Source organism: Chitinophaga sp. XS-30, from assembly GCF_008086345.1.
Lineage (GTDB): Bacteria > Bacteroidota > Bacteroidia > Chitinophagales > Chitinophagaceae > Chitinophaga.
The window spans coordinates 2670767-2693683 of record NZ_CP043006.1 but is presented as its reverse complement, the minus strand read 5'-3'; the positions used below and the strand labels follow the sequence as shown (position 1 = coordinate 2693683).

The 22917-nt window shown below is 51.7% G+C and carries 23 protein-coding genes; 4 read left to right on the top strand and 19 right to left on the bottom strand.

Going from position 1 to position 22917, the window contains the following annotated elements; genetic code table 11:
* Positions 1-10 precede the first annotated feature (10 nt).
* From FW415_RS11105 to FW415_RS11025, 17 genes are all read right to left on the bottom strand, one after another.
* Positions 11-640 carry a beta-ketoacyl synthase N-terminal-like domain-containing protein gene (locus FW415_RS11105; protein ID WP_148384784.1) on the bottom strand — a complete coding sequence of 210 codons (630 nt, stop codon included), beginning with the start codon at positions 638-640 and terminating at the stop codon, positions 11-13.
* Positions 637-1884, bottom strand: a complete 1248-nt coding sequence (locus tag FW415_RS11100; protein ID WP_148384782.1) for an NAD(P)/FAD-dependent oxidoreductase — start codon at positions 1882-1884, stop codon at positions 637-639. The genes FW415_RS11105 and FW415_RS11100 overlap by 4 nt, the downstream gene beginning before the upstream one ends.
* A 22-nt stretch (positions 1885-1906) precedes the next feature.
* Positions 1907-2974: a class I SAM-dependent methyltransferase gene (locus FW415_RS11095; protein WP_148384779.1), complete on the bottom strand. Its 1068-nt coding sequence runs from the start codon at positions 2972-2974 to the stop codon at positions 1907-1909.
* A 122-nt stretch (positions 2975-3096) separates the two neighbouring features.
* Positions 3097-4230, bottom strand: a complete 1134-nt coding sequence (locus FW415_RS11090; RefSeq protein ID WP_148384777.1) for a beta-ketoacyl synthase — start codon at positions 4228-4230, stop codon at positions 3097-3099.
* Positions 4227-4652 (bottom strand): thioesterase family protein, encoded by a 426-nt coding sequence (locus tag FW415_RS11085; RefSeq protein WP_148384775.1) that lies wholly within the window; start codon positions 4650-4652, stop codon positions 4227-4229. The genes FW415_RS11090 and FW415_RS11085 overlap by 4 nt, the downstream gene beginning before the upstream one ends.
* Before the next feature lie 21 nt (positions 4653-4673).
* A complete protein-coding gene (locus FW415_RS11080) occupies positions 4674-5309 on the bottom strand; it encodes a hypothetical protein (protein WP_148384773.1) in 636 nt (211 codons plus the stop codon).
* Between the two features lie 81 nt (positions 5310-5390).
* The gene (locus FW415_RS11075) at positions 5391-5813 is read right to left on the bottom strand and encodes a 3-hydroxyacyl-ACP dehydratase (RefSeq protein WP_148384770.1); all 423 of its coding nucleotides are present in this window, start codon (positions 5811-5813) and stop codon (positions 5391-5393) included.
* Between the two features lie 13 nt (positions 5814-5826).
* Complete coding sequence (locus FW415_RS11070; RefSeq protein ID WP_148384768.1) at positions 5827-6708, bottom strand: lipid A biosynthesis acyltransferase; 882 nt, start codon at positions 6706-6708, stop codon at positions 5827-5829.
* Positions 6708-6965: a phosphopantetheine-binding protein gene (locus tag FW415_RS11065; protein WP_148384766.1), complete on the bottom strand. Its 258-nt coding sequence runs from the start codon at positions 6963-6965 to the stop codon at positions 6708-6710. Before FW415_RS11065 ends, FW415_RS11070 begins: the two co-directional genes overlap by 1 nt.
* 134 nt (positions 6966-7099) lie before the next feature.
* The gene (locus FW415_RS11060; RefSeq protein ID WP_148384763.1) at positions 7100-8320 is read right to left on the bottom strand and encodes a beta-ketoacyl synthase; all 1221 of its coding nucleotides are present in this window, start codon (positions 8318-8320) and stop codon (positions 7100-7102) included.
* Positions 8321-8551: 231 nt separating this feature from the next.
* Positions 8552-9280 carry a 3-oxoacyl-ACP reductase FabG gene (gene fabG / locus FW415_RS11055; RefSeq protein WP_148384760.1) on the bottom strand — a complete coding sequence of 243 codons (729 nt, stop codon included), beginning with the start codon at positions 9278-9280 and terminating at the stop codon, positions 8552-8554.
* Between the two features lie 2 nt (positions 9281-9282).
* A complete protein-coding gene (gene hutH, locus FW415_RS11050; protein ID WP_148384758.1) occupies positions 9283-10857 on the bottom strand; it encodes a histidine ammonia-lyase in 1575 nt (524 codons plus the stop codon).
* A 209-nt stretch (positions 10858-11066) separates the two neighbouring features.
* Positions 11067-12353, bottom strand: coding sequence for a hemolysin family protein (locus tag FW415_RS11045; RefSeq protein ID WP_148384756.1), 1287 nt, complete (start codon positions 12351-12353; stop codon positions 11067-11069).
* Between the two features lie 22 nt (positions 12354-12375).
* Positions 12376-13107, bottom strand: a complete 732-nt coding sequence (locus tag FW415_RS11040; protein ID WP_148384754.1) for a ZIP family metal transporter — start codon at positions 13105-13107, stop codon at positions 12376-12378.
* Positions 13104-13679, bottom strand: a complete 576-nt coding sequence (locus FW415_RS11035) for a phosphatase PAP2 family protein (protein WP_148384752.1) — start codon at positions 13677-13679, stop codon at positions 13104-13106. Before FW415_RS11035 ends, FW415_RS11040 begins: the two co-directional genes overlap by 4 nt.
* The gene (locus FW415_RS11030; RefSeq protein WP_148384750.1) at positions 13676-14428 is read right to left on the bottom strand and encodes a bifunctional 2-polyprenyl-6-hydroxyphenol methylase/3-demethylubiquinol 3-O-methyltransferase UbiG; all 753 of its coding nucleotides are present in this window, start codon (positions 14426-14428) and stop codon (positions 13676-13678) included. The genes FW415_RS11035 and FW415_RS11030 overlap by 4 nt, the downstream gene beginning before the upstream one ends.
* A 9-nt stretch (positions 14429-14437) precedes the next feature.
* Entirely contained in the window at positions 14438-16417 is a 1980-nt protein-coding gene (locus FW415_RS11025; protein WP_168208775.1) for an LTA synthase family protein, read from the bottom strand.
* A gap of 192 nt (positions 16418-16609) precedes the next feature.
* On the opposite strand from FW415_RS11025, the gene glmM reads away from it, so the two are divergent.
* The 4 genes from glmM to FW415_RS11005 all read left to right on the top strand — a co-directional run bounded on the left by glmM (position 16610) and on the right by FW415_RS11005 (position 20331).
* Complete coding sequence (gene glmM / locus FW415_RS11020; protein WP_148384745.1) at positions 16610-17992, top strand: phosphoglucosamine mutase; 1383 nt, start codon at positions 16610-16612, stop codon at positions 17990-17992.
* Between the two features lie 184 nt (positions 17993-18176).
* Positions 18177-18632 (top strand): antitoxin Xre/MbcA/ParS toxin-binding domain-containing protein, encoded by a 456-nt coding sequence (locus FW415_RS11015; RefSeq protein WP_168208774.1) that lies wholly within the window; start codon positions 18177-18179, stop codon positions 18630-18632.
* Positions 18632-19096: an RES family NAD+ phosphorylase gene (locus tag FW415_RS11010; RefSeq protein WP_148384739.1), complete on the top strand. Its 465-nt coding sequence runs from the start codon at positions 18632-18634 to the stop codon at positions 19094-19096. The genes FW415_RS11015 and FW415_RS11010 overlap by 1 nt, the downstream gene beginning before the upstream one ends.
* Before the next feature lie 107 nt (positions 19097-19203).
* Positions 19204-20331: a cysteine desulfurase family protein gene (locus tag FW415_RS11005; RefSeq protein WP_148384736.1), complete on the top strand. Its 1128-nt coding sequence runs from the start codon at positions 19204-19206 to the stop codon at positions 20329-20331.
* A 212-nt stretch (positions 20332-20543) separates the two neighbouring features.
* Here FW415_RS11005 and FW415_RS11000 read toward each other — a convergent pair whose 3' ends face one another.
* Positions 20544-22562, bottom strand: a complete 2019-nt coding sequence (locus tag FW415_RS11000; RefSeq protein WP_168208773.1) for a tetratricopeptide repeat-containing sensor histidine kinase — start codon at positions 22560-22562, stop codon at positions 20544-20546.
* A 216-nt stretch (positions 22563-22778) separates the two neighbouring features.
* Entirely contained in the window at positions 22779-22901 is a 123-nt protein-coding gene (locus FW415_RS25530) for a hypothetical protein (protein ID WP_256378909.1), read from the bottom strand.
* Between the last annotated feature and the right edge of the window lie 16 nt (positions 22902-22917).

Below are 22917 nucleotides of genomic sequence, written 5' to 3'. Positions count from 1 at the left end.
TTCCCGTTCTTCAGCCTTCCCCTTCCATCATCAATAATTTCCGCATATTTTCCTCGCTGAATGGCAGTGCCAGACCGCGGCTGTTCTTTTCCACGAGGTAAAGCGCCGCTTCATACGTATCGTGATACTGTTCTACCCAACCGCAGATGCAGGCATTCACCGCGCCGGCGCCCAGCAGTTGCTGCACATATCCGGCTATCAGCTCCGTATCGAATGCATCCGTTACAAAGAACGCATTTTCTCCTTTAAACCCGTGGCGGATGCTGATCTCTCCGATCACGATATTGGGCAGGGTGTACACGAACAGGGCCGGGCTGGCGATCTGGCTTACCGTTTCGTAATAGCGTTCGTCCGTATCCAGACTGCTGCTTTTATTGGCAAGGATCACGCCGGTTTCTTCCGGCTGGTAACCGTCCATCGGCATATCCTGCAGCAGTATCTCCGTGGCGGCCCATCCCAGTTTGGCGAGCAGGTCCATTTTATGGAATTTCGGATACTGCCCGTTATAGCGGTCGTACAAACTGCGCAGGAACTCCGGCAGGCCGGTGCTTTCCGCCCGGAATACCCGAACACCGTTCTTCACCACCGTCATATGACGGATGATGCAGCTGGATGTGATATATGCCGGTATATGGCTCAATCTGTCGTATTTAATTTTTCTGTCAATTCAATCAAACGGGCCAGGCGTTTCAGCGCTTCTTCATGTTGCGCTACAAATGGATTGCTCTGGTCCCACACATATCCTGCCAGCACGGAGCATATCTGCTGCTTGATGACCGGATCAGGGTTCTTCGAGAAGAAGATCGTGTCCAGCGTACCTTCATACCAGGCCATCACGTAGGAACGGAATACGTTCACGCCCTGCATGGTGGGCGCCATATAATCTTTTTCCCAGTCTACCGTTTCGCCCTGCAATTTTTTGATCACCAGTTTTGCAGCCGTCTGGCTGGATACGGTGGCCAAAGTTACGCCGGAAGAAAATATCGGGTCCAGGAACTCGGTGACGTTGCCGGTCAGCACAAACCCGTCACCATAAAATTTATCGGTTGTGGCGGACCATGCTTCGAGCACTTTCGGCTCAAAAACAAATTCCACGTCCCGGAACCGTTCCGCTGTGTATGGTTCCGCTTCCAGCATCGCCCGGAACTGTTCTTCCGTATTGCCTGTGAAACCGTCATGGAAACCGTGTTCTCCCACGAAGCCCACGGACGTGATGCCGGTGGAGAACGGGATGATCCATATCCAGACGCCTTTTTTATGCACGACGGCGGTGATACGGTTCGGTTCATCCGCCATGGAGCGGCGGATATCTTTGGCATGGGCGAACAGCGCTTTGCGGGATTGCAGGACGGAGGGTTTATCCAGACCAAAAAGCCTGGGGATCACCCGGCCATACCCGCTTCCATCTACGATGAAGCGTGCAGCGATCTGTTTTTTACGGCCATTGGCATCTTCCACGGTGGTCAGTGAATCGGAGCCGGAGAAGCTGATGCCGGTGACGGTTGTTTCGTATTCCACCGGAACGCCCATTTCTTCCACGGCATCGGCCAGCGTCTTGTCAAAGTCCGCCCGCTGCACCTGCCAGGTCCAGGTCCAGCCCGGGGTATGCTGCTGCTCAAAGGTGAAGTCGCATACGGCGCCGTTCTTGACGAACTTGGCGCCAAATTTTTTCTGAAAGCCTCTTTGCGAGACGGCATCAATGAAACCGGCCTCTGTGAGGGCTTCCATACAACGGGGCAAAAGGCTTTCCCCGATCACGAACCGCGGGAATTTCAGTTTTTCCACGATCTTCACGGAATAACCGGCCTTTTTGATAATGGATGCGGCGACTGATCCGGAGGGGCCGGCGCCGATCACTAGTACATCCACCTTTTCAGTTTGCATATTTTTCGGGATTTGGATTTTTTTATGCTTTCACACACCTGAGCAGCGTATAGCTCAATCCCACATTATTGTTCTCCATCACTACTTCCAGGCCAGCGGCGCGGATGCAGGAGAAGAAGTCATCAGTATGGTACATCTGGCTGTTACCATTGGCGATGGCGGTAAAATAGAGGGATGTCTGCTGCAGACAGAATGCGGCTGATTTAAATTGCTGTTTGTTCCAGAACGGCTCCAGGATGAAAATGCTGCCGCCATCGTTCAGCGCTTCCCTGCAACGGCGCAGGATGCTGATGATCTCGGCTTCGGAAAAGCAGTCCAGGAACTGGCTCATCCATATCACATCAAAACCTTTCGCAAAGGGCAGGCTTTCGTCCAGGATGTTCGTTTCGTAGAAAGATACCCGGTCCTGCAAACCGGCGGCGCTGATCTTTTCGCGGGCTACATTGATCTGTACGGGCAGGTCCATAATGGTGATATGCACGTCCGGATCATATCCGGCGCAGGCTATTGACCATTTGCCGGTATTGCCGCCGATATCCAGGAGGGATTTCGGCTGGTGTTCGAATACGATCGGCAGTACGCCCGGGAAAGCGAGATCGGAATAATAATGATCGAAATTGAACCAGCTGGTACGTGCCGGCTCCGGCAGGATGGAAAGCCCCTGGTAAATGGTGTCCCATGGCCCCAGTTCTTTCAGCCCGCGGGGTTTACCTTCAATAAGACTGTCCTGCAGGTGATTCATGGCGTTATAGCATACATCATGCGAGAAGTCCATATTGATGCGGGTAAGCGTATCGCTGAGGATGAAATAGCCTGTTTTGGTAAGGGTATATCTTTTATCATTGACGATCAGCATTTCGAGGCCCAGTCCGGCTTCGAGCAATACCCTGGCGGAATAGCGGGAGAGTTTCACATGCTCCAGCACTTCTTCGATGGTCACGCCGCGGGTGCCGCTGTCCGCCACTACCTGGAGAATGCCCAGGTCGCGCAGGGCTTTGGAGGCCTGGAAGGCAATCGGTGCAAAGGCCAGCCACAAAGCCTGTTCTTTGGCCTGCAATGCTGTTTTCGTTTCCTTGGTAAAAAAATTCATCTGCGATCTGCTTTATTTAAATATGCTTGTTTTACAGTATGTCACTTGTGCTGTGCCTGATAACGTCCGGCCATTCAGGCTGAAGGGCTGCTTTCGCGCTCCTGCCCTGCTTTCCTGCCTGTTCAAAGCACTGCTTTGCTGAATACCATGGCTGCATTACATCCCCCGAAACCGGAAGTGGTTTTCAGGTAATGTTCCATGGGCCGGTGTTCGGGGCGGTTGCTCAGCTTCAGCGGCAGGCTGACCCCTGATTCCGAAAATCCTGCGGTGGGTATCACCACATCCTCCAGCATGCTGTGCATGCCGATGATGGCTTCGATCAGGCCGGCTGCGCCGAGCGTATGCCCGTAATAACCTTTGAGGCTGTTTACGGGTACATTTTGCAGGCCGGACAAATGGAAGGCTTTGGCTTCCATTTCATCGTTGTACAGGGTAGCGGTGCCGTGCGCGGACACAAAGCCCATATCTTCCGGTTGCAGGCCGCTTTGCTGAACGGCCCTGGTGATGGCGGCAGACAGTTCCGCGCCTGTGCGGGAGGGGCCTGATATATGATTGGCATCATTGCTGGAAGCGCCTTCTCCGAGGCGGATAGCGGTCTTCCTGTTCAATAATGTGCTGTTCTTTGTTAAAATGACCGTAGCGGCGCCTTCTCCAAGCGAGATGCCTTTGCGTGCGGCGTCGAAGGGCCTGCAGGGTTCGTCGCTGATGGCCTGGAATGACTGGAAACCGGAGCGCACGAACTGCGTCAGCACATCCGCTCCACAGATCACGGCATGGTCGTAACGGCCGGAACGGATCAGGCGTTGCCCGGCGAGGATGGCGAGCAGCCCGGAGATGCAGGCATTGCTGATCACCAGCGGTTTTGCGGCCGCATCAAAATATGCCGCTACCCTGCCTGCCGTGGCAAACAGCTCCAGCGGTTGCGCACTGCCTGCACGTTTTTCCTCCAGCAAGGCAATGTTGCCCTTGGTGGTGGACACGATCAATGCCGTGCGGGGGTCTTGCAACATGATACCGGTGTGTGACAGCGCTTCCCTGATGCTGAGGATAAGCAGCTGCTCAAATTTCGTGTAGCCGTCCAGTTGATGCTCCTTCGTCCAGCCCAGCAGGTCTTCCTCCGCTATCATCGCGCCGAAGTACCCTTCCGGCTGAAGGCTTATGCCGCTATGCCCTTCCCGTACCTGCCGGTAATTGGCTGCGGTGGTGGCGCCCAGCGGGGATACGATATTGTCAGCTGCTACGAACACATCCATCATACCAGTCCCCACATTTTTTTCCATTCCGAAAAGAAGGGCGGAACGGTCAGTTGTAAAAGCGATTGCTCCTTGTCGAGAAACACCTGCACGGTAGCCCCTGTGCAAACCACTTCACTGGTGGCGGCATTGTAAAGCGTGTACTCGAAGCGGATCTTGGCGGCTTCGGCGGGGACGTACCGGGTTTCTATCCGTACCGTATCCCCGTAGCGGAGGGGGCGTTTGTAGTTACATTCCACATTCACCACGGGCACGGTGTAACCATGCCCGAAAATATCCAGGTAACGCAACCTGTATTTACTGCCGAAAGCTTCTCTTCCGTCCTCAAAATACCGTATATAGTTGCCGTGCCAGACAATGCCCAGGGAATCTGCTTCATTAAACCGGACGGTCACCTCAGTGCTTTCGCTCAATACAGGTTGCATGTAGAATTTTATGTTGATGAATTACCCGCCGTAGGTGGATTTCCATTCTTTATACTGTTTCTTTTCGATCGCGTCGATCACTTTCTTGATACCGGTCAGGTACACATTGGTATATCCGAAAGCCATGCCCAGCGCACCTTCCATCCTTTCCGTGAACAGCACTTTCTTTGCTTTCATGTCCACCAGGGTAACGTACATGGATATCTGTTTTTTGGTTTTGTTGAAACCTTCCATCACAAAGAGGAGACCGAGACCGGTTTTCCCTTCGAAGTCGAACCCGCTTACGAGGGTGGCTACATCTTCGGGTTTCAGGGCCTGGTAGTCATCAGAGTCATCTGATTTGATCTTGTCGGGGTCTATCTTCTTGTTCCGTTTGTTAACGGGACCAATGGCGGTGCTCACTTCGCTTCTTTTGAAAGCGCCGGCGAGGTCAAATTTCTTCGGTTCATTAACTACTTTCTGGTTAATGTTGGGGTACTGATGGTCTACAATGTCATCAGTATTGGCACCGGCATCGCCAATGATGCGGGCTTTGGTGAAATCGATACCCATGTAGGTGAGCTTGGTTTCCCTGTCAAACACATCATTTGCTGTTTGCGCTTTCACGGATGAAACGCTCATGAACAGGGCCACCAGGGGCAGAACAAAATGCTTCATTTTCATCGTTTGTTGTTTTAATTTTTAAATGGTTCCGGATGGAACGCCCTGCGGATAGTATTTACCGGGACGTTTCCTGATCTATTTGTTTCGGGATACAAAAATTTTCATTTCGCACTGCGCCAGCAGTTTGCCATCCTGTTTTACGGTGCCTTTCACAACGGTGGCATTGAATACCTCATGTTCGATGATGATCTCCGTTTGCACCGTGGTAGCGGCGGCGGGGTGGCCCAGTATCTCCAGGTGCTGGATGGCGCCGATAAAGCCCAGCGGCACAGGAACGTTCTGTTGTTTTGCGAGGTAACCGATCCTTGCGGCAGCGGTTTGGGCGATGTTCTCGACCAGGCCCGGCGCCATAAGCCGGCCATCTTCCACAAACACATTGTCTTCCGCAATATCCAGTTCTGTGCGGATGTTCTTCTCCCCTGCTTCCAACAGGCGGCTGATCATAACGATCGGCGGGCGTTGGGGGATATACTCCGTAATATTTTCGTTGTTGATCATCTTGTTATGCATATCAGTCCTTCGACCAGAAGTCGTAATAATTGAACCATTGCAGCGGGTATCGTTTCACTTTTTCCGCCATCGTATCCACAAAATCCTGCATCGATCGTTCCAGCCCGCCCTGTTTGGCGCCCGGGTACACTTTCGGTTCCGTTGCATAGAGGTGATAATGCGTGGCGGTTTCCTTGAAAGCGAATACGAGCGACACGGGAACCCTGAACGTGGAAGCCAGCAGGAAAGGGCCTATGGGAAAACGGGCCGTTTCTCCCAGGAAGCTCATTTCCGCCGTTTTGTTCCCTTCCATGAACCGGTCCGCATGCATGCATACCAGTTCTTTTTTGCTCAGGGCATCGTGGATAGCGTAAATATGCGATAAATCGTCCTTTAAAACAATGACATTTACATGCCTGCCACCCGTTATGCCGGCAAGATAATCCTTGATGCGCTGATGCTCCCCATCGAACATCACAATATTGATGCGGGTCTGCAAACGGGTGAAAAGGTGACCGGCCACTTCCCAGTTGCCGAGGTGCGCGCTCAGCAAAATGCCTCCCCTGCCACCTTCCACTACCTGGTGAAGGAATTCCTCTCCATCGAAGTGAAAACTGAAGCGGTTGGGGATACCGGCCATGACCACTATTTTGTCGATCAGCGTTTGCCCGAATACGTAGTAGTTCCGGTACACACTGATCAATGCGCGAAAGCGGCCATATCCTAATTTGCGGTGAAAATACTGAAAAATGGATTGGGATGAGCGGAACGAGAACAGGCAATAGTAGCCTGCAACAAATGCCAGGAGAAAGTAAGCCGGCCGCACGCCTCCATATCGCAATACATCAATAAAGATCCTGTACCCCAGCTTGTTTCCTTTGGACTTTCCCTGCCAAGAAGGCATTATACCAGTTCTTTTTGTTTAATACGGGCAATGACATAATCGTAAAAGTCCTGGAAAGTGACAATACCCTGGAAATCTTCCGGTTTTACCTTAAAACCGAAATTATTCTCAATGGCTACCACCAGGTCTATATAATCCAGACTATCCAGTTCCAACGTGGCTTTCAGGTCCGCCCCGGGGGTAATGCTTTCGGGAGCAACCTCAAATTCCTCTGCCAGGAAAGCGTTCGTTTTTTTGATGATCTCGTTAATTTCCATAAAAAATAGTGTGTTCCAGATATAGGTTGTTACAACCAGCTCCCTGTTTCCTTCTTTGGGGAGGCTGATACAAAATTATACATAAATCCTTTAATGGCACCTATATATGCTATTACTATACGTCCACTTTGTCATTATTGCCATTTTCTGATGACAAGAGAGGAATTGGTCCCTCCAAAGCCAAAAGAATTAGACAAAAATATATTAAATTTTTTGTTAATTGTATTTGTAATGATATTTAATCTGGCAGAATCCTCATCGGGGTTCTCAAAGTTGATATTGGGGGCCATGAAGTCGTGCTGCATCATGAGCATGGAATAAACGATCTCGCTGGCGCCGGCCATCCAGCATTCGTGGCCGGTCATGCTTTTGGTAGAGCTGACGGGGGTCCCGGCATCGCCGAAGACGGCGTGCAGCGCTTTGGCTTCGCTGGCGTCGCCGGCTGGTGTTGAGGTGGCGTGGGCGTTGATATACCCGACATCGCCGGCCTTCAGCCCGGCCTGCCGCATAGCCATTTCCAGGGAGCGCATGGGGCCTTCCACGCTGGGGTTGCTGATATGGGCGCCATTGCTGGAAAAACCGTATCCCAATACTTCCCCCAGTATCCTGGCGCCGCGGCGCTGCGCGGATTCCAGGCTTTCCAGGATAACGGTGGCCGCGCCCCCGCTGGGTACCAACCCATCACGATCCCGGTCGAATGGCCGGGAAGCTTTGGCCGGCTCCTGCTCACGCACGGAAAAGGCGGCGATGGCATCGAAATTTCCCATGGCATACCGGTTCACTTCCTGCGCTCCGCCACAGATCACCATGTCCTGCATGCCGTTCTGAATGAACATATGCCCCAGCCCGATGGCATGGGACCCGCTTGCGCAGGCAGCACTCACCCCGAAATTGATGCCTTTCAGCCTGAAAATGGTAGCCAGGTTCATGTTTACCGTGGAATTCATGGTCTGGAATACAGACCCGGACCCCACCAGCATGGTATCCTTCTTCTCCCGGATGATATCGATGGCCTCAATGGTGGGCCTGGCGGAACTGTCGTTGCCGAAAAGCAGGCCCACTTCATGGCTGTCCAGGTAATCCTGGTCAAGCCCGGCAATGGCCAATGCTTCGCGGGTGGACATATAGGCATATTCCGCCTGTTCGGGCATCATCAGCCTGGCCCTCCTGTCCAGCAGACCTTTCAGCTCCGGACGGGAGATATTGCCGGTCAGCCCCGAGCGGTAACCGAATTCCTTGCGGTCTTCATCCAGCACAATGCCCGAGCGCCCCTGGAACAGGGATTCCCGGACTTCTTCCAGGTCCTTGCCAATACAGGAATAAATCCCGATGCCTGTGATCACTACTCTGTTCATGCGCTATATCTTGAAAAAACCGCTGTTGGCAGCGGTGTGACAGTTATTATAACGTTCAATATTCGTATTACCCCTAATATACCGGGAACATTCCCCGGTTGAAGGAACGCATCTCCGGCGATGCCCTATGGATACTCCGGGGATTACCCGGGTATAACCCATGGATACCCGCCTGATACAGCCTGCATGGCGCAAGCGGGGATGGTCCCGCTGTTGCGGGTGCATCAGCCCTCAGGAGTACAGCCCTCCATTGATATTCAGCACTTCCCCGGTAATATAGGAAGCGCCTTTGGAAGCCAGGAAAACTACTGCTTCGGCCACTTCTTCCGCGGTGCCAAAACGCTGCATCGGTACCATGGCGGACAGTTCCTTTTCCGGCAGCCCCTCCGTCATATCCGTTTTAATGAATCCGGGCGCAACGGCATTCACCGTAACGTTCCGTTTGGCCACTTCCTGGGCCAGCGCCTTGGTAGCGCCGATCAGCCCGGCCTTGGCCGCGCTGTAGTTCGTTTGCCCCGGCGTGCCTTTCAATCCTGATAAAGATACCATATTGATGATACGGCCGTAACGCTTCAGCAGCATGCCCGTAAGCACCTGCCGGGTAACATGGAAAAATCCGTCCAGACTGGCTTCTATGACGCTCTTCCATTGCTTGTGGCTCATCTGGAACATCATCATGTCTTCCCGTATGCCGGCGTTGTTCACCAGTACTTCTATCTGCTTGTCCTTATTGGCTGCTATCCATTCGCCCAGTACCTGCTGCACCTCATCTGCATTGCCTACATCAAACTGCAGCAGCGTGCCGTCAGCGCCTTTTTCCTTCACAGCAGCCAGGGTTTCTTCAGCGGCTGCGGTATTGCCCCTGTAGTTGATCAGGATGTGATAACCCTGTTCTGCCAGCCTGATGCATACTGCCCTGCCTATTCCCCGCGACCCGCCTGTGATCAATGCACATTTCATTCCTAATCGTTTATCTTTTCAGTGGTTTTCTTTTTCTTGTCCGCTGCGATCACCGGTTCATTCCGCATCAGGAACGCCTTGATCTGCTGTACATCGGCATAACGCGGCGCATCTTCGATAAATTTAGGGAAAATAGCCCTCACATCCTGGTAGATCTTCGCGGAGAACGGCGCCAGCCGGTCCTGGCAACTGAGATAATCTACTGCCTGCAACAGGGTCATCACCTGCACGGCCAGCACCTCAAAGGTATTTTCGATCACCTTGTAGGTCATCTGCGCCGCATTGCAGCCCATGCTTACAATATCCTGGTTGTCGTTATTATTGGGAATGCTGTGCACATACATCGGGAAGCTGAGCGTCTGGTTCTCGGCTACGGTGGATGTGGCGGTGAACTGTACCCCTTGCATGCCGAAGTTGAAGCCCAGCTTGCCGAGGTTCATGAACGGCGGGAATTTATGGTTCAGCTTGTCATTCAGCAGATAGTTAAGCTGCCGCTCGCTGAGCATGGACAGTTTTGTTACGGCTATCTTCACTTTATCCATTTCCAGGGAAATATAATCCCCATGGAAATTGCCGCCATGGAAAACATTCCCGGCGCGGTGATCCACCACGGGGTTATCGCTTACCGAGTTCAGCTCGCCTACCACAATGTTCTCCGCATGCACCAGGGTATCGTAAATGGGGCCCAGCACCTGCGGCACGCAACGGAGGGAATAATATTCCTGCACCTTGTCCTTGAATATCTCTTCTTCCAGTTCTTTATACAGATGATCGGGGCGGTGGCGGATCATTTTGCTGCCATGCAGCATGCCGCGCATCATTTCGGCTACTTTGTTCTGGCCGTGATGTCTTTTCACGATGTTCAGCTCATAGCTCAGGTGATCATCGAACGCTTCCACCACTTCATTGATCATGGCCGAGAGGGCGCAACTCCACAGGAGCAGCTTGCGGGATTCGATGATATTCACCAGGCCGATGCCGGTCATCGCGGAAGTACCGTTGATAATGGCGAGGCCTTCGCGCACATGCACACTGATGGGTTTCAGTCCCAGTTGCTCAAATACATCTGCGGCAACGCGGATCTCCTCTTCAAACAGCACATTCCCTTCCCCGATCAGCGCATGCGCCAGATGCGCCAGCTGCACAAGGTCGCCGCTCGCGCCCACGCCCCCATGCTCATATATGCAGGGATATACATGATGATTGATGAGATCACGCAGCAGGAAGACCACTTCCTTGTGCACACCGGAAAAGCCCTGCATGAAGCTGCTCAGCCTGGCGATCATCAGGCTTCTGGTAAGCACCGGGGCCAGACATTTTCCGGCGCCGGAACTGTGGCTCCGGATGAGATTGTATTGTAACTGGTGAGTATCTTCTTCACTGATCCGGTATTGCGCCATCGGCCCAAAACCGGTATTGATCCCGTAAATGAGTTTTTTTGCAGAGAATTTTCTGAGAAACTCGAAGTTGTCATCCACCTGCTGAACGGCTGCGTCTTCCAATACCAGCTCCTCACCACCAAACAGCACTCTATGCACTTCATCCAAAGAAAGCACCTTACTTCCTAGTACGACCATTATTTAAGATTAAATTATTTATTCATGTATAAAAAGTGCTCAAAAATAGCATAAAGATGGATTTTTCCCAGTACCCATTTCCGGCATGTTTATCTACTGCTGCAAACATCTAACTGGCAGTCAACTAGTTGCACTTGATTTCCGCGGTTGTGTGATCAGTTATACCCATGCTGCCGTTTGGGTATCGCCAGCATCAGGGTGTAAATTTATTACTCTTCTTCAATATTCTCAGGGGGTGTCACCAATATTTTATCGATACGGTGGGCATCCATGTCTACGATCTCGAAGGTGAACTTCCTCCATTCCAGCTTTTCACCCGTCTGGGGGATATGTTCGAGATGATGGAGGATGAAACCTGCCAGGGTATCGAATTCCTGTTCAAATTCCGCCATCATGTCCTCCATATCGAATTCGCTGAGGAAGTCGTAAAAGGGGATCTGTGCGTCAACAAGGTAGGAACCGTCTTCCCTTTTTATCATGTTATAATCGTCCTGTCCCGTCTCCGGCATATCGCCCACGATGGCTTCCAGGATGTCGTTCAGGGTGATCATGCCCAGAAAGGTGCCGTATTCGTCCACAATAAATGCGGCATGCACCTGCGTTTCCTTGAACTTTTCCAGCACCTGGTAAGCGGTATTGTTATCCGGTACAAAAAGGGGCTTCTTCATTACATCTCTCAGCACGGCCACATTACCGGCGGTATATAGATCTTTAATGGTCAGGATGCCTTTAATGGCGTCTATTTGTCCTTCGCAAACGGGGTAAACCGAATGGGGAGAGGCTTTTATCTTGCGTTTGTAGCTTTCCACCTCTTCGGTAACGTCCAGCCATACGATATCGGTACGGTGGGTCATCAGGGAGGTGATATTACGGTCGCCCAGATGAAATACGCGTTCGATGATCTCCTGTTCTGTTTCTTCGATAGCGCCCGAGGTTGTGCCTTCATTGATGATGGCTTTGATCTCTTCTTCCGTCACATTACTGTCCAGCCCCCTTTTGAGGCCGAAAAGGCGAACGAGACCGGCGGTGGAGCGGCTCAGGAGCCATACGAAAGGGAAAGTGAGTTTGGACAGGAAGTTCATAGGCTGTGCCATGATCTTCGCGATCCGCTCAGGATTGGCGAGGCCGATGCGTTTGGGCAGCAGTTCGCCCAGCACCAGCGTAAAGTAGGTAACACAGATCACGATGATAGCGGTGGCAATGCCATTGCTGTATCTGACGAGTGCGGGAAAGGTATTGATGAAACCCTGTACATCTTCTTTCAGCTGTTCACCGGAGTATAAACCGGTAAGGATACCGATGAGGGTGATGCCGATCTGTACGGTGGACAGAAATGTATCCGGATTGTTGGATAGCTTCAGTGCTGCTTTGGCTTTTTCGTCCCCTTGCCTGGCTGAATTTTCAAGTCGCACTTTTCGTGCGGAAACCAAGGCTATCTCCGCCATTGAGAAGATACCGTTGAGCAAAATAAGGACGAGGATAATGACGACTTCCATAATATAGTCTAAAAATAGAAAATTATTCAAATATTAGTGTAATAAATGCCAGCATAATGCCCACGGCGATCGCCAGCACCTTCTGGCGGCTCAGTTCATGGTGTTTTGTGCCGCTTTCATAAAAAATGGTGGTGGAAATATGCAGAAATGCGCCGACCACCAGCGCAACGAGATACACCAGCGAATCGGTAACAACGTGAAAACGGCTGCCCAGCTGGGCGGCAAGCACTGCGGAAAGCGGTGTTATCAGGGAAAAGATGATCAGGATGCGCCATAACCGGGCTTTGCTCTGCCCGGCATGGATCATTACGGTGATCAGGGTGAGCGCTTCAGGTATCTTATGCGCCGTAACGCCCAGCATCAGCGAAGGCAGTGCGGACTTGTCATCATAATGGAATCCCAGGGGAATGCCTTCCATGAAAGCGTGGATGGACAAACCGATAAGGAGCGGCAACACGGCCACATGGTGTTGGGCCGTTCCCGGTACATGGGTGTGCCCATGCTCCATACCATGGCTCAGCTGCTGCAGGAACACCTGCAGGAAAAAACCCAGCACGATGTAAATACCCGCCGAATGGTCCAGCGTATGGTACACTTCGGGCAGCAGATGCAGTATGGTGACGCCAAAAAGGAATGCGCCGGTGAATGCCAGCAGGTATATCGGCAGGTTGGGATGGATCCTTTTGAATATTACGGGGATCATTCCTCCGCCGATCGTAGCGGCAAATATGAGTATCAGGTATGTTAAGTTCATGTTGTTTGTTCCAGTTCCAGTCTGATCCTTCTTTGAAAAAAGCCGCCGCTCATCACGCCGGCCATCATGCCGAGCAATGCCCCGCCCAGGATATCCAGCGGGTAATGCACCCCTACATACACCTGTGCATAACCGATCACTGCCGCCCAGGCAAAGAAAAGCCAGGCCCATTTACCGATCTGCGGCTTTAAAGATAAAAAAGAAAACATCGCCAGGCCAAAATGGTTGGCGGCATGTGAAGAGGTGAAGCTGCCGCTGCCGGGGCAATAAATGACCAGCGACCGCACATATTGCGCAATATTGGGATCGCGGCAGGGACGGATGCGGCCCACGGCCTCTTTGACGAACCCGCTGGCCTGATCCGTGATGGCAAATGTGAGAATGAAAAATACGATCCAGAAAAAACCCCGCCATTTGTAGTTGTACACCACAAATACGCCGAGGAACAGATATAATGGCGCCCAGAAGTACGGCTCGCGCATCCAGGGCAGCACAAAATCCAGGAAAACATTCGTCAGCCTGTTATTGATATAAAAGAACAGCTTCAAGTCCCATAAAAGCAGGTCATTCATGCGCTGACATTTTTTTGTGCAACCAGGAGCAGCCGGGGTGAATGCCGGCTGTCGAAGGTATTGAAATGATAGTCTCCGAAGATATCGGTTATAACGAGGCCCTGCATGGCGAACATCTCTTCAAAATCCTGTTTGCTGAACGCGCTCACGCTTTCCGTATAAAAGGCCCGCATCAGTTGCTTTTTATCGAGGATATTGATCTGCTTCAGGAATTTGCCGTTTTTCCTCTCCCGTACGATATCGAATACCACCTGGTCTTTCTCCTTTACTTCATGCCGGACAAGGTGCTCCGTCACATAATTGCTGTTGAGATAGTCCAATACCAGGCGCCCGCCGGGCTTCAGCGAATTGGCGATGGTGCGCAGCGCATTCTCGTTCTCATGACGGGTATCGAAATAGCCGAAGCTGGTGAAGAAATTAAAGGCTACATCAAAATAATTGATGCGGAAAGGCAGGCGCATATCGTGCTGAAAGAAGCTGAGGTACTCGTTTTCCAGCTTGCGGGCTGCGGCAATGCTTTCTTCGGACAGGTCTATGCCGGTCACACAGAAACCCTTATCCGCCAGGTACCTGGCATGGCGCCCCCGCCCGCAGGCCACATCCAGCATCAGCGCACCGGGTGCAGGGTGCAGGTATCCCACCAGCTTGTCGATGAACGATGCCGCCTCCCTTTCATCACGATTGCTGTACAACAGATGATAATAAGGAGAATTGAACCAGTCTTTGAACCATTGTTTCGCTACTTCCATTCCCGGTGGCTAGTGTTTTATCTTCTTGTTATTGAACATCAAATATCGGGTGCTTTCGTAAAATCCGCGCGTTAAGTTCTCCAGATCACGGGAAAGCTCCGGCTGTTGCCGCTTTACATCTTTCAACGGATCGCCTTTCAGGTCGTATAACGCCGTTTCATTGGAGCTGAGGTCCAGCTCAAACAGGTGATTTTCGCTGATGATCCCGGAATACCAGCTCATGTTCCTCGTGTATTGGATATATGCGTAGCTGTCCCGGGCCTGCGTAGTATCCAGCAGATCTGCGCCCAGGGTGTAGTTCCGGAAAGGGATACCTGTGAGCTTTGCCACAGTGGGATAAATGTCCACCAGGCTGCCCGCCCGGCTGACCCGCTGCGGAGGAAGCAGGGCAGGATTATAGATGATACATGGCACATGGTCTACATATGTGCCCATTTCAAATTCCGGCAGCGGCATGAACCGGAAAGGGTCGAGCTTGGCGCTGTGATCCCCGAAAAACACGAAAATGGTGTTTTCGAGGTAACCGGACTTCTTTGCAAGCTTCATCAGGTGGCCCATGTTGTAATCCAGATACCGCAGGGCATTGAACTGGTCCAGATTCACGAAACCGGAAGCCTTGAACCGGGCGGGGTCTATATCTTTCTCCGTCAGCTTTTTGAAATCGCCGGCTCCTTCCGTGGTGGTATATGGCTCATGATTATCGGCCGTCTGCAGGAAGGCAATGAAAGGTTGCTGGCGGTCATTCGCCGCTTTGAAGATCTCATCCGCTTCGGTGATGAGGTCATAATCTGATACGCCCCATACGTCCGCCTTCGGCGCCCGGAAATAGCCTTCCTCGAAAATGCGGATGCTGTCCACATTGCTCGTGAACACCGCGCGAATATTGGCCCAGTTGGTATTTCCGCCGAGGAGGTAATATTTCTCATAACCGTCAAACTGGTCCATAATAATACGCTGGTCTACAATCGGCGGATGGCGGGAAGCGGTTTTGCGCCGTACAACGTCCGGCAGGCCGGTGGTAATGCTGAAGACGGTACGTGCGGTGCTCATGGCCGGCACATAGAAGTTTTCGAACAGCACGCCGTTATCCGCCAGCTCCTGCAGGTGGGGAGTAGCCTGCATGGGATTGTTGAACATGCTCATCATGGCCGATCCGCCGGATTCCATCATCACGATGATAACGTTCTGCCGGGGCCTGGAGGAATCCCCGGGCACGGTACGCACAAAATTCAGCTGCTGCGCGTCCGGCTTGTCCACCCCAAGATATTGCGCTATGTAGGGGTAGAACTTGCGGGTGTGTTCAAGGTCGAAGTAATCTTCCGTCATATCCATGTTGGACACGTAGAACAGTACGGGGTTCAGGGCCAGGCTGGTAACGGCGTTGTCTCTGGTGAACATGGCCTGGCTCCAGCGGAGGGGGAACCAGGCAGCATTGCCGTAAATACCGCCGGCAAACAACACCACCAGCAATATCGTCCAGCCGGCAAAAGCCCGGGGCCTGACGTAGGTGCCTTCCTGCTGCGCATACCGGAGAAAAATGCTGCGGCAGCCGTAACGCGTCAGCAACAGCAGTACGGAAATCCCCAGCAGCCCCCACATGACGGGGTAACTTTCCCACATCATCCGGGCATTGGTCATCCGTTCTCCGGAAGCCAGAAATCGGGTCACCGAAGGTTCTACCCGTTGCCCCAGGTAACTGTAATGCCCGAGGTCTATCACATAAAAAAGGGTGAGAAAAACATATACAAGCGCAAAATAACCGTCATTGATCCTGCGGAGCATACTGGTGCCGAACAACCGGTCCCTGGCGATCACCGCCATCAGGCCGATGGGGATCATGATGATCAGTGCCAGCCGGAGGTCGAACCGGGCACCGAGATGCCAGGCCTTGAAGATGGTTCCCGGATCTTTAATGGGACTGGAAAAGAAAAAGCCGTGGAAGACGAGCCTGAAGAACACCAGAAAACAAAACAGGTACAAGGTTTGCATGAAAATATACCGTATGTACCTGGGAATACGCGACCAAATCGGACTCATTTATATTCTCTTAAAATTTTATACGTAGCTGCAAATATAGTCTAATTGCCATTATGAAGCGGTTGTGTATTCCCGGGCGGCCAAATTAACGGGTAGGATAATTTTCGAATCTTTATCTTTGCCTTCCTAAAAAATTCAACAATTGTGGCACTGATTAAATCAATTTCGGGTATTCGCGGAACGATCGGCGGTAAACCGGGCGAGGGGCTTTCTCCCCTGGATGTTGTGAAATTCACCGCCGCGTACGGCACATGGCTGTTAAGGCAAAATGCCGGGAACAGGAAAGTAGTGATCGGCAGGGATGGCCGCATATCCGGGGAAATGGTGAAGAACCTGGTCGTTTCTACCCTGAACGGATTAGGCATTGATGTAGTGGACCTGGACCTCAGCACCACTCCTACGGTGGAAATAGCCGTAACCATGGAGCAGGCTGCCGGTGGGATCATTCTCACCGCCAGTCATAACCCCAAGGAATGGAACGCATTGAAGCTGCTGAACAGCAACGGCGAGTTCATTTCCGGCGCAGATGGCGCGGAAGTACTGGAAATCGCCGCCAATGAGGATTTCATGTTCGTTGATGTATCCAAACTCGGCACCAGCCGCAGAGACGATTCTTATCTGCAGAAACACATTGACCTTGTGCTGAACTATCCGCTGGTGGATGCGGAAGCGATCCGCCAGGCCAATTTCAAGGTTGTAGTGGACGCTGTGAACTCCACCGGCGCCATTTACGTTCCCGCCCTGCTGAAAGCGCTGGGCGTAGAAAATGTTACCGTGCTCTTCGGCGAAGTGAACGGCAAATTCTCCCATAACCCCGAGCCGCTGCCGGAAAACCTGACCGCGCTTTCCAATGAAGTGAACAAATCGGAAGCCGACTTCGGTATTGCCGTAGATCCGGATGTGGACCGCCTTTGCTTCGTCTGCGAAGACGGCAGCATGTTCGGTGAGGAATACACCCTGGTAGCCGTGGCGGATTATGTGCTGAAGCACCGCAAGGGCAACACCGTATCCAATATGAGCTCTACCCAGGCCCTGAAAGATATCACCCTCAAAAATGGCGGCGAGTACCATCCCTCCGCCGTAGGCGAAGTGAACGTAGTGACCAAAATGAAAGCCGTGAACGCCGTGATCGGCGGAGAAGGCAACGGCGGCATCATTGTGCCGGACCTCCATTACGGCCGCGATGCACTGATCGGTATCGGGCTGTTCCTCAGCCACCTGGCGCATTCAAAAAAGAAAATGAAAGCGCTGCGGAATTCCTACCCGGACTATTTCATCTCCAAGAACAAGATAGAGCTCGATAAAGGCATTGACGTGAAAGACATCTTCGAGAAGATCAAAGGCAAATACAAAAATCAGCCGCTGAACTCGGAAGACGGGCTGAAGATCGAATTCGACAAGGACTGGGTGCATCTCCGCACCTCCAATACCGAACCGATCATCCGCATCTATGCGGAAAGCCAGAACGAAACAACGGCGGACAATATCGCGCGGAAGATCATGCAGGATATCAGGGAGTTCATTTAAAATCGTTTCAGGAAGATAACAGGAACGGTCTCAACAGTAATTTACCCGGTATATATCCGGGTGCCGGATGGCCGGAATTTTCGCTCAGGCGATGTCCGTACCGGTCAAAATTTACGGTTGAGGCCGTTCCCTTTTTATTTCAGGATACGACAAATTATCCTTACCTTTGGATAAAATGTCGGAAATGGGAATACCTAAAAAAAAGGAAGACGCTCCCGGCCTGGCCGTATTGCTGGGCGGTTCAACACTGGTGAAACAACCCATCCGGTCTGAATTCGACCTGATCGCCTTAAGCAACCAGGGCCTGCAAAAGGCTTCGCTGGATGCGCTGATCGGGCATATGGGCATGACCAAGAAGAACTTTGCGGAAAATATCCTGCACCTGTCCGTAAAAACGCTGGAGCGGAAGAAAGATAACGAGAAGCTGGACAGGCAAACCTCCTCCCACATCATTGAGGTAGCCAAGGTGGTGGAACATGCTTTTGAGGTATTTGAATCCGGCGATAAAGTGCAGGGCTGGCTCAACACACCGAACCGCGCCCTGAACAATTTCAAGCCCATCGACCTGTTTTACATTCCCACCGGTCTCGCTATGGTGGATAACGTCCTTGGAAGGATAGAAGAAGGCGTTTATTCCTGATGAAAATATATCGTATCGTAAAGTCCGCGAAGCGCGCAAAGGACCTTTCCGGTATGGGCGCCTATAAAGAAGGGGGCCGCTGGAACAGTCCGGGTACCTATATGCTCTATGCCAGTGAGAACAGTTCCCTCGCCTACCTGGAGAACCTGGTGCATTTTGAAGCGGAATTTGCCCCGCCGTCCCTTTTTATCATCACCCTTGAGGTACAGGTAAAAAGCAGGCAACTGTATGTGCTCCCCGATGAGGAATACCCGGCAAACTGGCGGGAGATCGGCAACCTGGAAAACAAAGCCATCGGGGACCGGCTGATGGAAGACGGAAAACACCTGGCCATCAGGGTCAGATCGGCGGTTAACCCGATAGAATACAATTACCTGCTCAATCCCCTGTTCCCCGGATACCAGACCCTCGTCCGGTTCATTTCCGCGGAGGAACTGCCGGTAGATGCCCGGTTGATCCGCTAAGCATCCACACCGGCGGCTTTTTGCCGCTCATTTATTCTTCCGTGCCGTTTTATACTGAAATCCCTAAATTTGTGACACTTTTTATCAAAAACCAAACCACCACCATCTTGGAAAGAATTTATTTCGACAATGCAGCGACTACCCCGCTGGACAAAGCAGTATTGGATACCATGCTGCCCTATATGACCGAAAAGTTCGGCAATCCATCCTCTATCTATTCTTACGGAAGGGAATCCAGGCTTGGCATTGAATCCGCACGCAAAAGCGTAGCAAAGATCCTGAATGCCCACCCCGGCGAGATCTTCTTCACCTCCGGCGGAACAGAAAGCAGCAATACGGCCATCCACGCCGCTATCCACGACCTTGGCTGCCGTCATATCATCAGTTCTCCCATCGAGCATCACGCTACCCTGCATACCGTTGAGCATATGCATTGCCGGGAAGAAGTGAAGCTCTCCTGGGTAAAACTGTTGCCTGACGGGCATGTGGACATGGAAGACCTTCGCCGCCTGCTTTCGGGATCCAAAGAAAGATGCCTCGTAAGCCTTATGCATGCCAACAACGAGATCGGCAACCTGCTGGACATCCATGCCGTTGGCAATCTCTGCAAGGAGTTTGACGCCATTTTTCATTCCGATACCGTGCAGACCGTAGGCCATTATCCGTTTGATCTCCGCAATACGCCGGTACATTTCATCAACGGCGCGGGACATAAATTCCATGGACCCAAAGGCATCGGTATCCTGTACATCAACGAGAACGTGAAGATCACCCCTTATGTACAGGGCGGCTCACAGGAGCGCAACATGCGCGCTGGTACGGAAAACCTTTACGGCATCGTAGGTTTCGCCAAAGCGCTGGAACTGGCCACGGAACATTATGAAGAACACAGCAAGTACATCAACGATCTCCGCCTTTACATGGCCCAACAGCTTGAAGCCAATATACCGGGCGTTTCTTTCAACGGCGATCTGTACGGGCGCAGCCTGTACACCGTACTGAACGTTTCTTTCCCGAAAACGGAGAAAAGCGAAATGCTGCTGTTCAACCTGGATATCAACGGCATCTGCGCTTCCGGCGGCAGTGCCTGTACCTCCGGCGCGGATGCGGGATCGCATGTGATCCGTTCGATCAACAATGATCCTAATAAAATAGCCGTACGGTTCTCTTTTTGCAGGGATAATACCCGGGAGGAAGTGGATAAAGTGGTGGCGAAGCTGAAAGAATTGATCTGAGCCATGCTCCTGTTTGAAGAAAAGGGGATGTTTCAAAAGTAATTTTACCCAATTTTTACCGGGTACCTGGTGGAGAGAATTTTTCGTTCACGCGATGCTCAAGCCCATCAAATTATTTTTGAACCTCCCCTTTTTTATTGTCAGCTTCCGGAAGGCGCTTTCATTTATGCGATGATTTTGCTGCGGTTATTTAACTTCAGGCGGCCTTTACATCAGGCGGAGGCTTTCATCTCCACATAAAAAGTGGTGCCTCTCCCCTCTTCCGTTTCAAACCATATTTTTCCCTCATGCGCTTCGATGATCTGCCTGGAGATGCTCAGTCCCAGGCCGAAGGATTCCTCCCCACGCGTCCCTCTTCTTTTTACTTCGGAGGAAAGGCTGAAGATCTTGTCCCGTATGCCCGGAGGGATGCCGATGCCTTCGTCCTTTACGGAAACCCTGGCATTGCCGTTCGACCTTTCCAGCACGATCACGATACGGGAGCCATCCGGACTGAATTTGATGGCATTGTTGATGAGATTGCTGAATACCCGCCATATCTTTTCACGGTAAGCCAGTACTTTGACCGGTTCTATGCTGAGGATGATCTCCTGCTTTTTTTCGGTAGCCTTCAGCTGCAGCAGGTCCACACAATATTTCAGCGCTACATGTATTTCCACGATCTCTTTTTCCAGCCCCTGCATGGAAGTGTCCAGCACCAGCAGATCAGAAATAAGGCTATTGGCCCGGGAGCTGGCCGTGCGGATCAATTGCAGCAGTTCAACGTCTTTCTCTCCCAGCTGGCCGGTGTCGAGCAGTAATTCCGCCAGCCCGGAAATGGCGCCTACGGGGCTGCGCAGGTCGTGCGCCACGATCTTCATGATCCTTGAATTATCCCGCTGACTTTGCTCCAGGGAGGCCAGACTTTTTTGAATGTTATCGTGTTGTGCCAGTATCTGCTGATTCAGCTGCCTGAGATCTTCCACATGCCTGCGTGACCTTCGCCAGTGCTGCCATATCATCCATGCGATCAATATTACGGAGACGGACAGAAAAACAAGAATGATGAGATACGCGGTTTTCAGTTCATCGTTCTTCTTCAGCACTTCTAACTGGTATTCCCCGGAAATGCGGTCAAACTCCTGGTTGATATCCGCTATAGCCGGACGGCTGGCGGCGTCATTCAAAGAGTCGTTCAGCTGTACATAGGCTTTCAACATCGTATAAGCTAGCCGCCGCTGTCCCGTTCTGTCCAGGTATTGCCATTGCAGATGGCGCCACCGTGCTTCGATCTCTGCACCAGGCACCTGGGCCAGTGCGGCTTTCATTTCCTGCAACACCTGGCCTGCATTGGCAAGGCGGTTTCCGGCGAGATATAATCCCGCCAGTTTGGCCATGGTCAGTTGCGCATCCACTTTTTCGTCTTTCCCGCGCATGTTGATATCGATGCTTTGCCGGTACAAGATTTCCGCGCCCAGAGTGTCCCCAAGCTTCAACAAAACGTTTCCCTTGTTGCCATATACCACACCTATAGCCGCATCGATCCCTCGCTTATACTCCGGAACATGGCTGAATTCCCCACCGTATTTCCGTATAAACCGCAGGGTACTGTCGTAGAAAGCCAGCGCGCGATCCGTTTTACCTGCCTTCTCATAGCTCAGCGCAATATTGTCCAGCATGCCCTGCCGGATGTAAAAAGTACTGAAACTGTTCGTGTCGCAATAAGACAACCGCTCGAAAGTCTCGATGAAGTAACGGGCAGCAGTATCGTATTTCTCCTGCCAGTAATAGACCAGGGCGAGTTTGCTGGCGTACTCATGATAACGGCAGGTATCGCCGGTCTGCTGTATGGCCTTCCGGCCAAGATAAAAATATGGATAAGCATCGTTATACTTTTTCTGGTCCCGCAGCACATCTCCTTTGGATAGCAAGGCAAGACCATACTGGAGAGGATAACGCTCCTGCACTGCCTTGCTGCGCGTTGTGTACAGCATACTGTCTGCATACAGCATGGCCAGGGAAATGTCTTTGCCTTTGTGCAGATAATACAAATGGTTATACTGGTATTTCCTGAACAGGTCGATAGCGCCGGGTTCGCGGAAGGCCGCATAAGCGGTATCCAGGTATGCCATAGCCGCAGGTACGTCATGCATGCCGATGCTGTCCGCTTTAAGAAAAACGGCATCAAAATACTCCGGATGTTCCAGTACTTCCTGATCCTGTGAGGTGCAGGAAGACAGGACTACGATCATTAAAGCAAGATATTTCCCTCTCAAACAATGTAGCTTTAATAAGATATATATGTGCATATCTCTATAGGACATGGGCTTACTTTACTAAATATAGGTAAAAGCGGGGATTGGGGGTGTGGTGGCTATATTAATTTTCGGCCGGCGTTTGCTTTGGTGGTTTGAGTCCGGAGGGGGATAACAGGTCACAATATTCCGGATGCGGGGTAACAGTATTCATCAATTTAAATCGCTCTGTTCTCCATCCGGCGTATGCGGCTTTACTTTTTTATCAAACATAGCATCTACCCAATCCAGGTATTGCCGGTATTCCTTTTTCGTTTCAATGATTTTCAGTTTCATTTTGACTTCTTTTTAA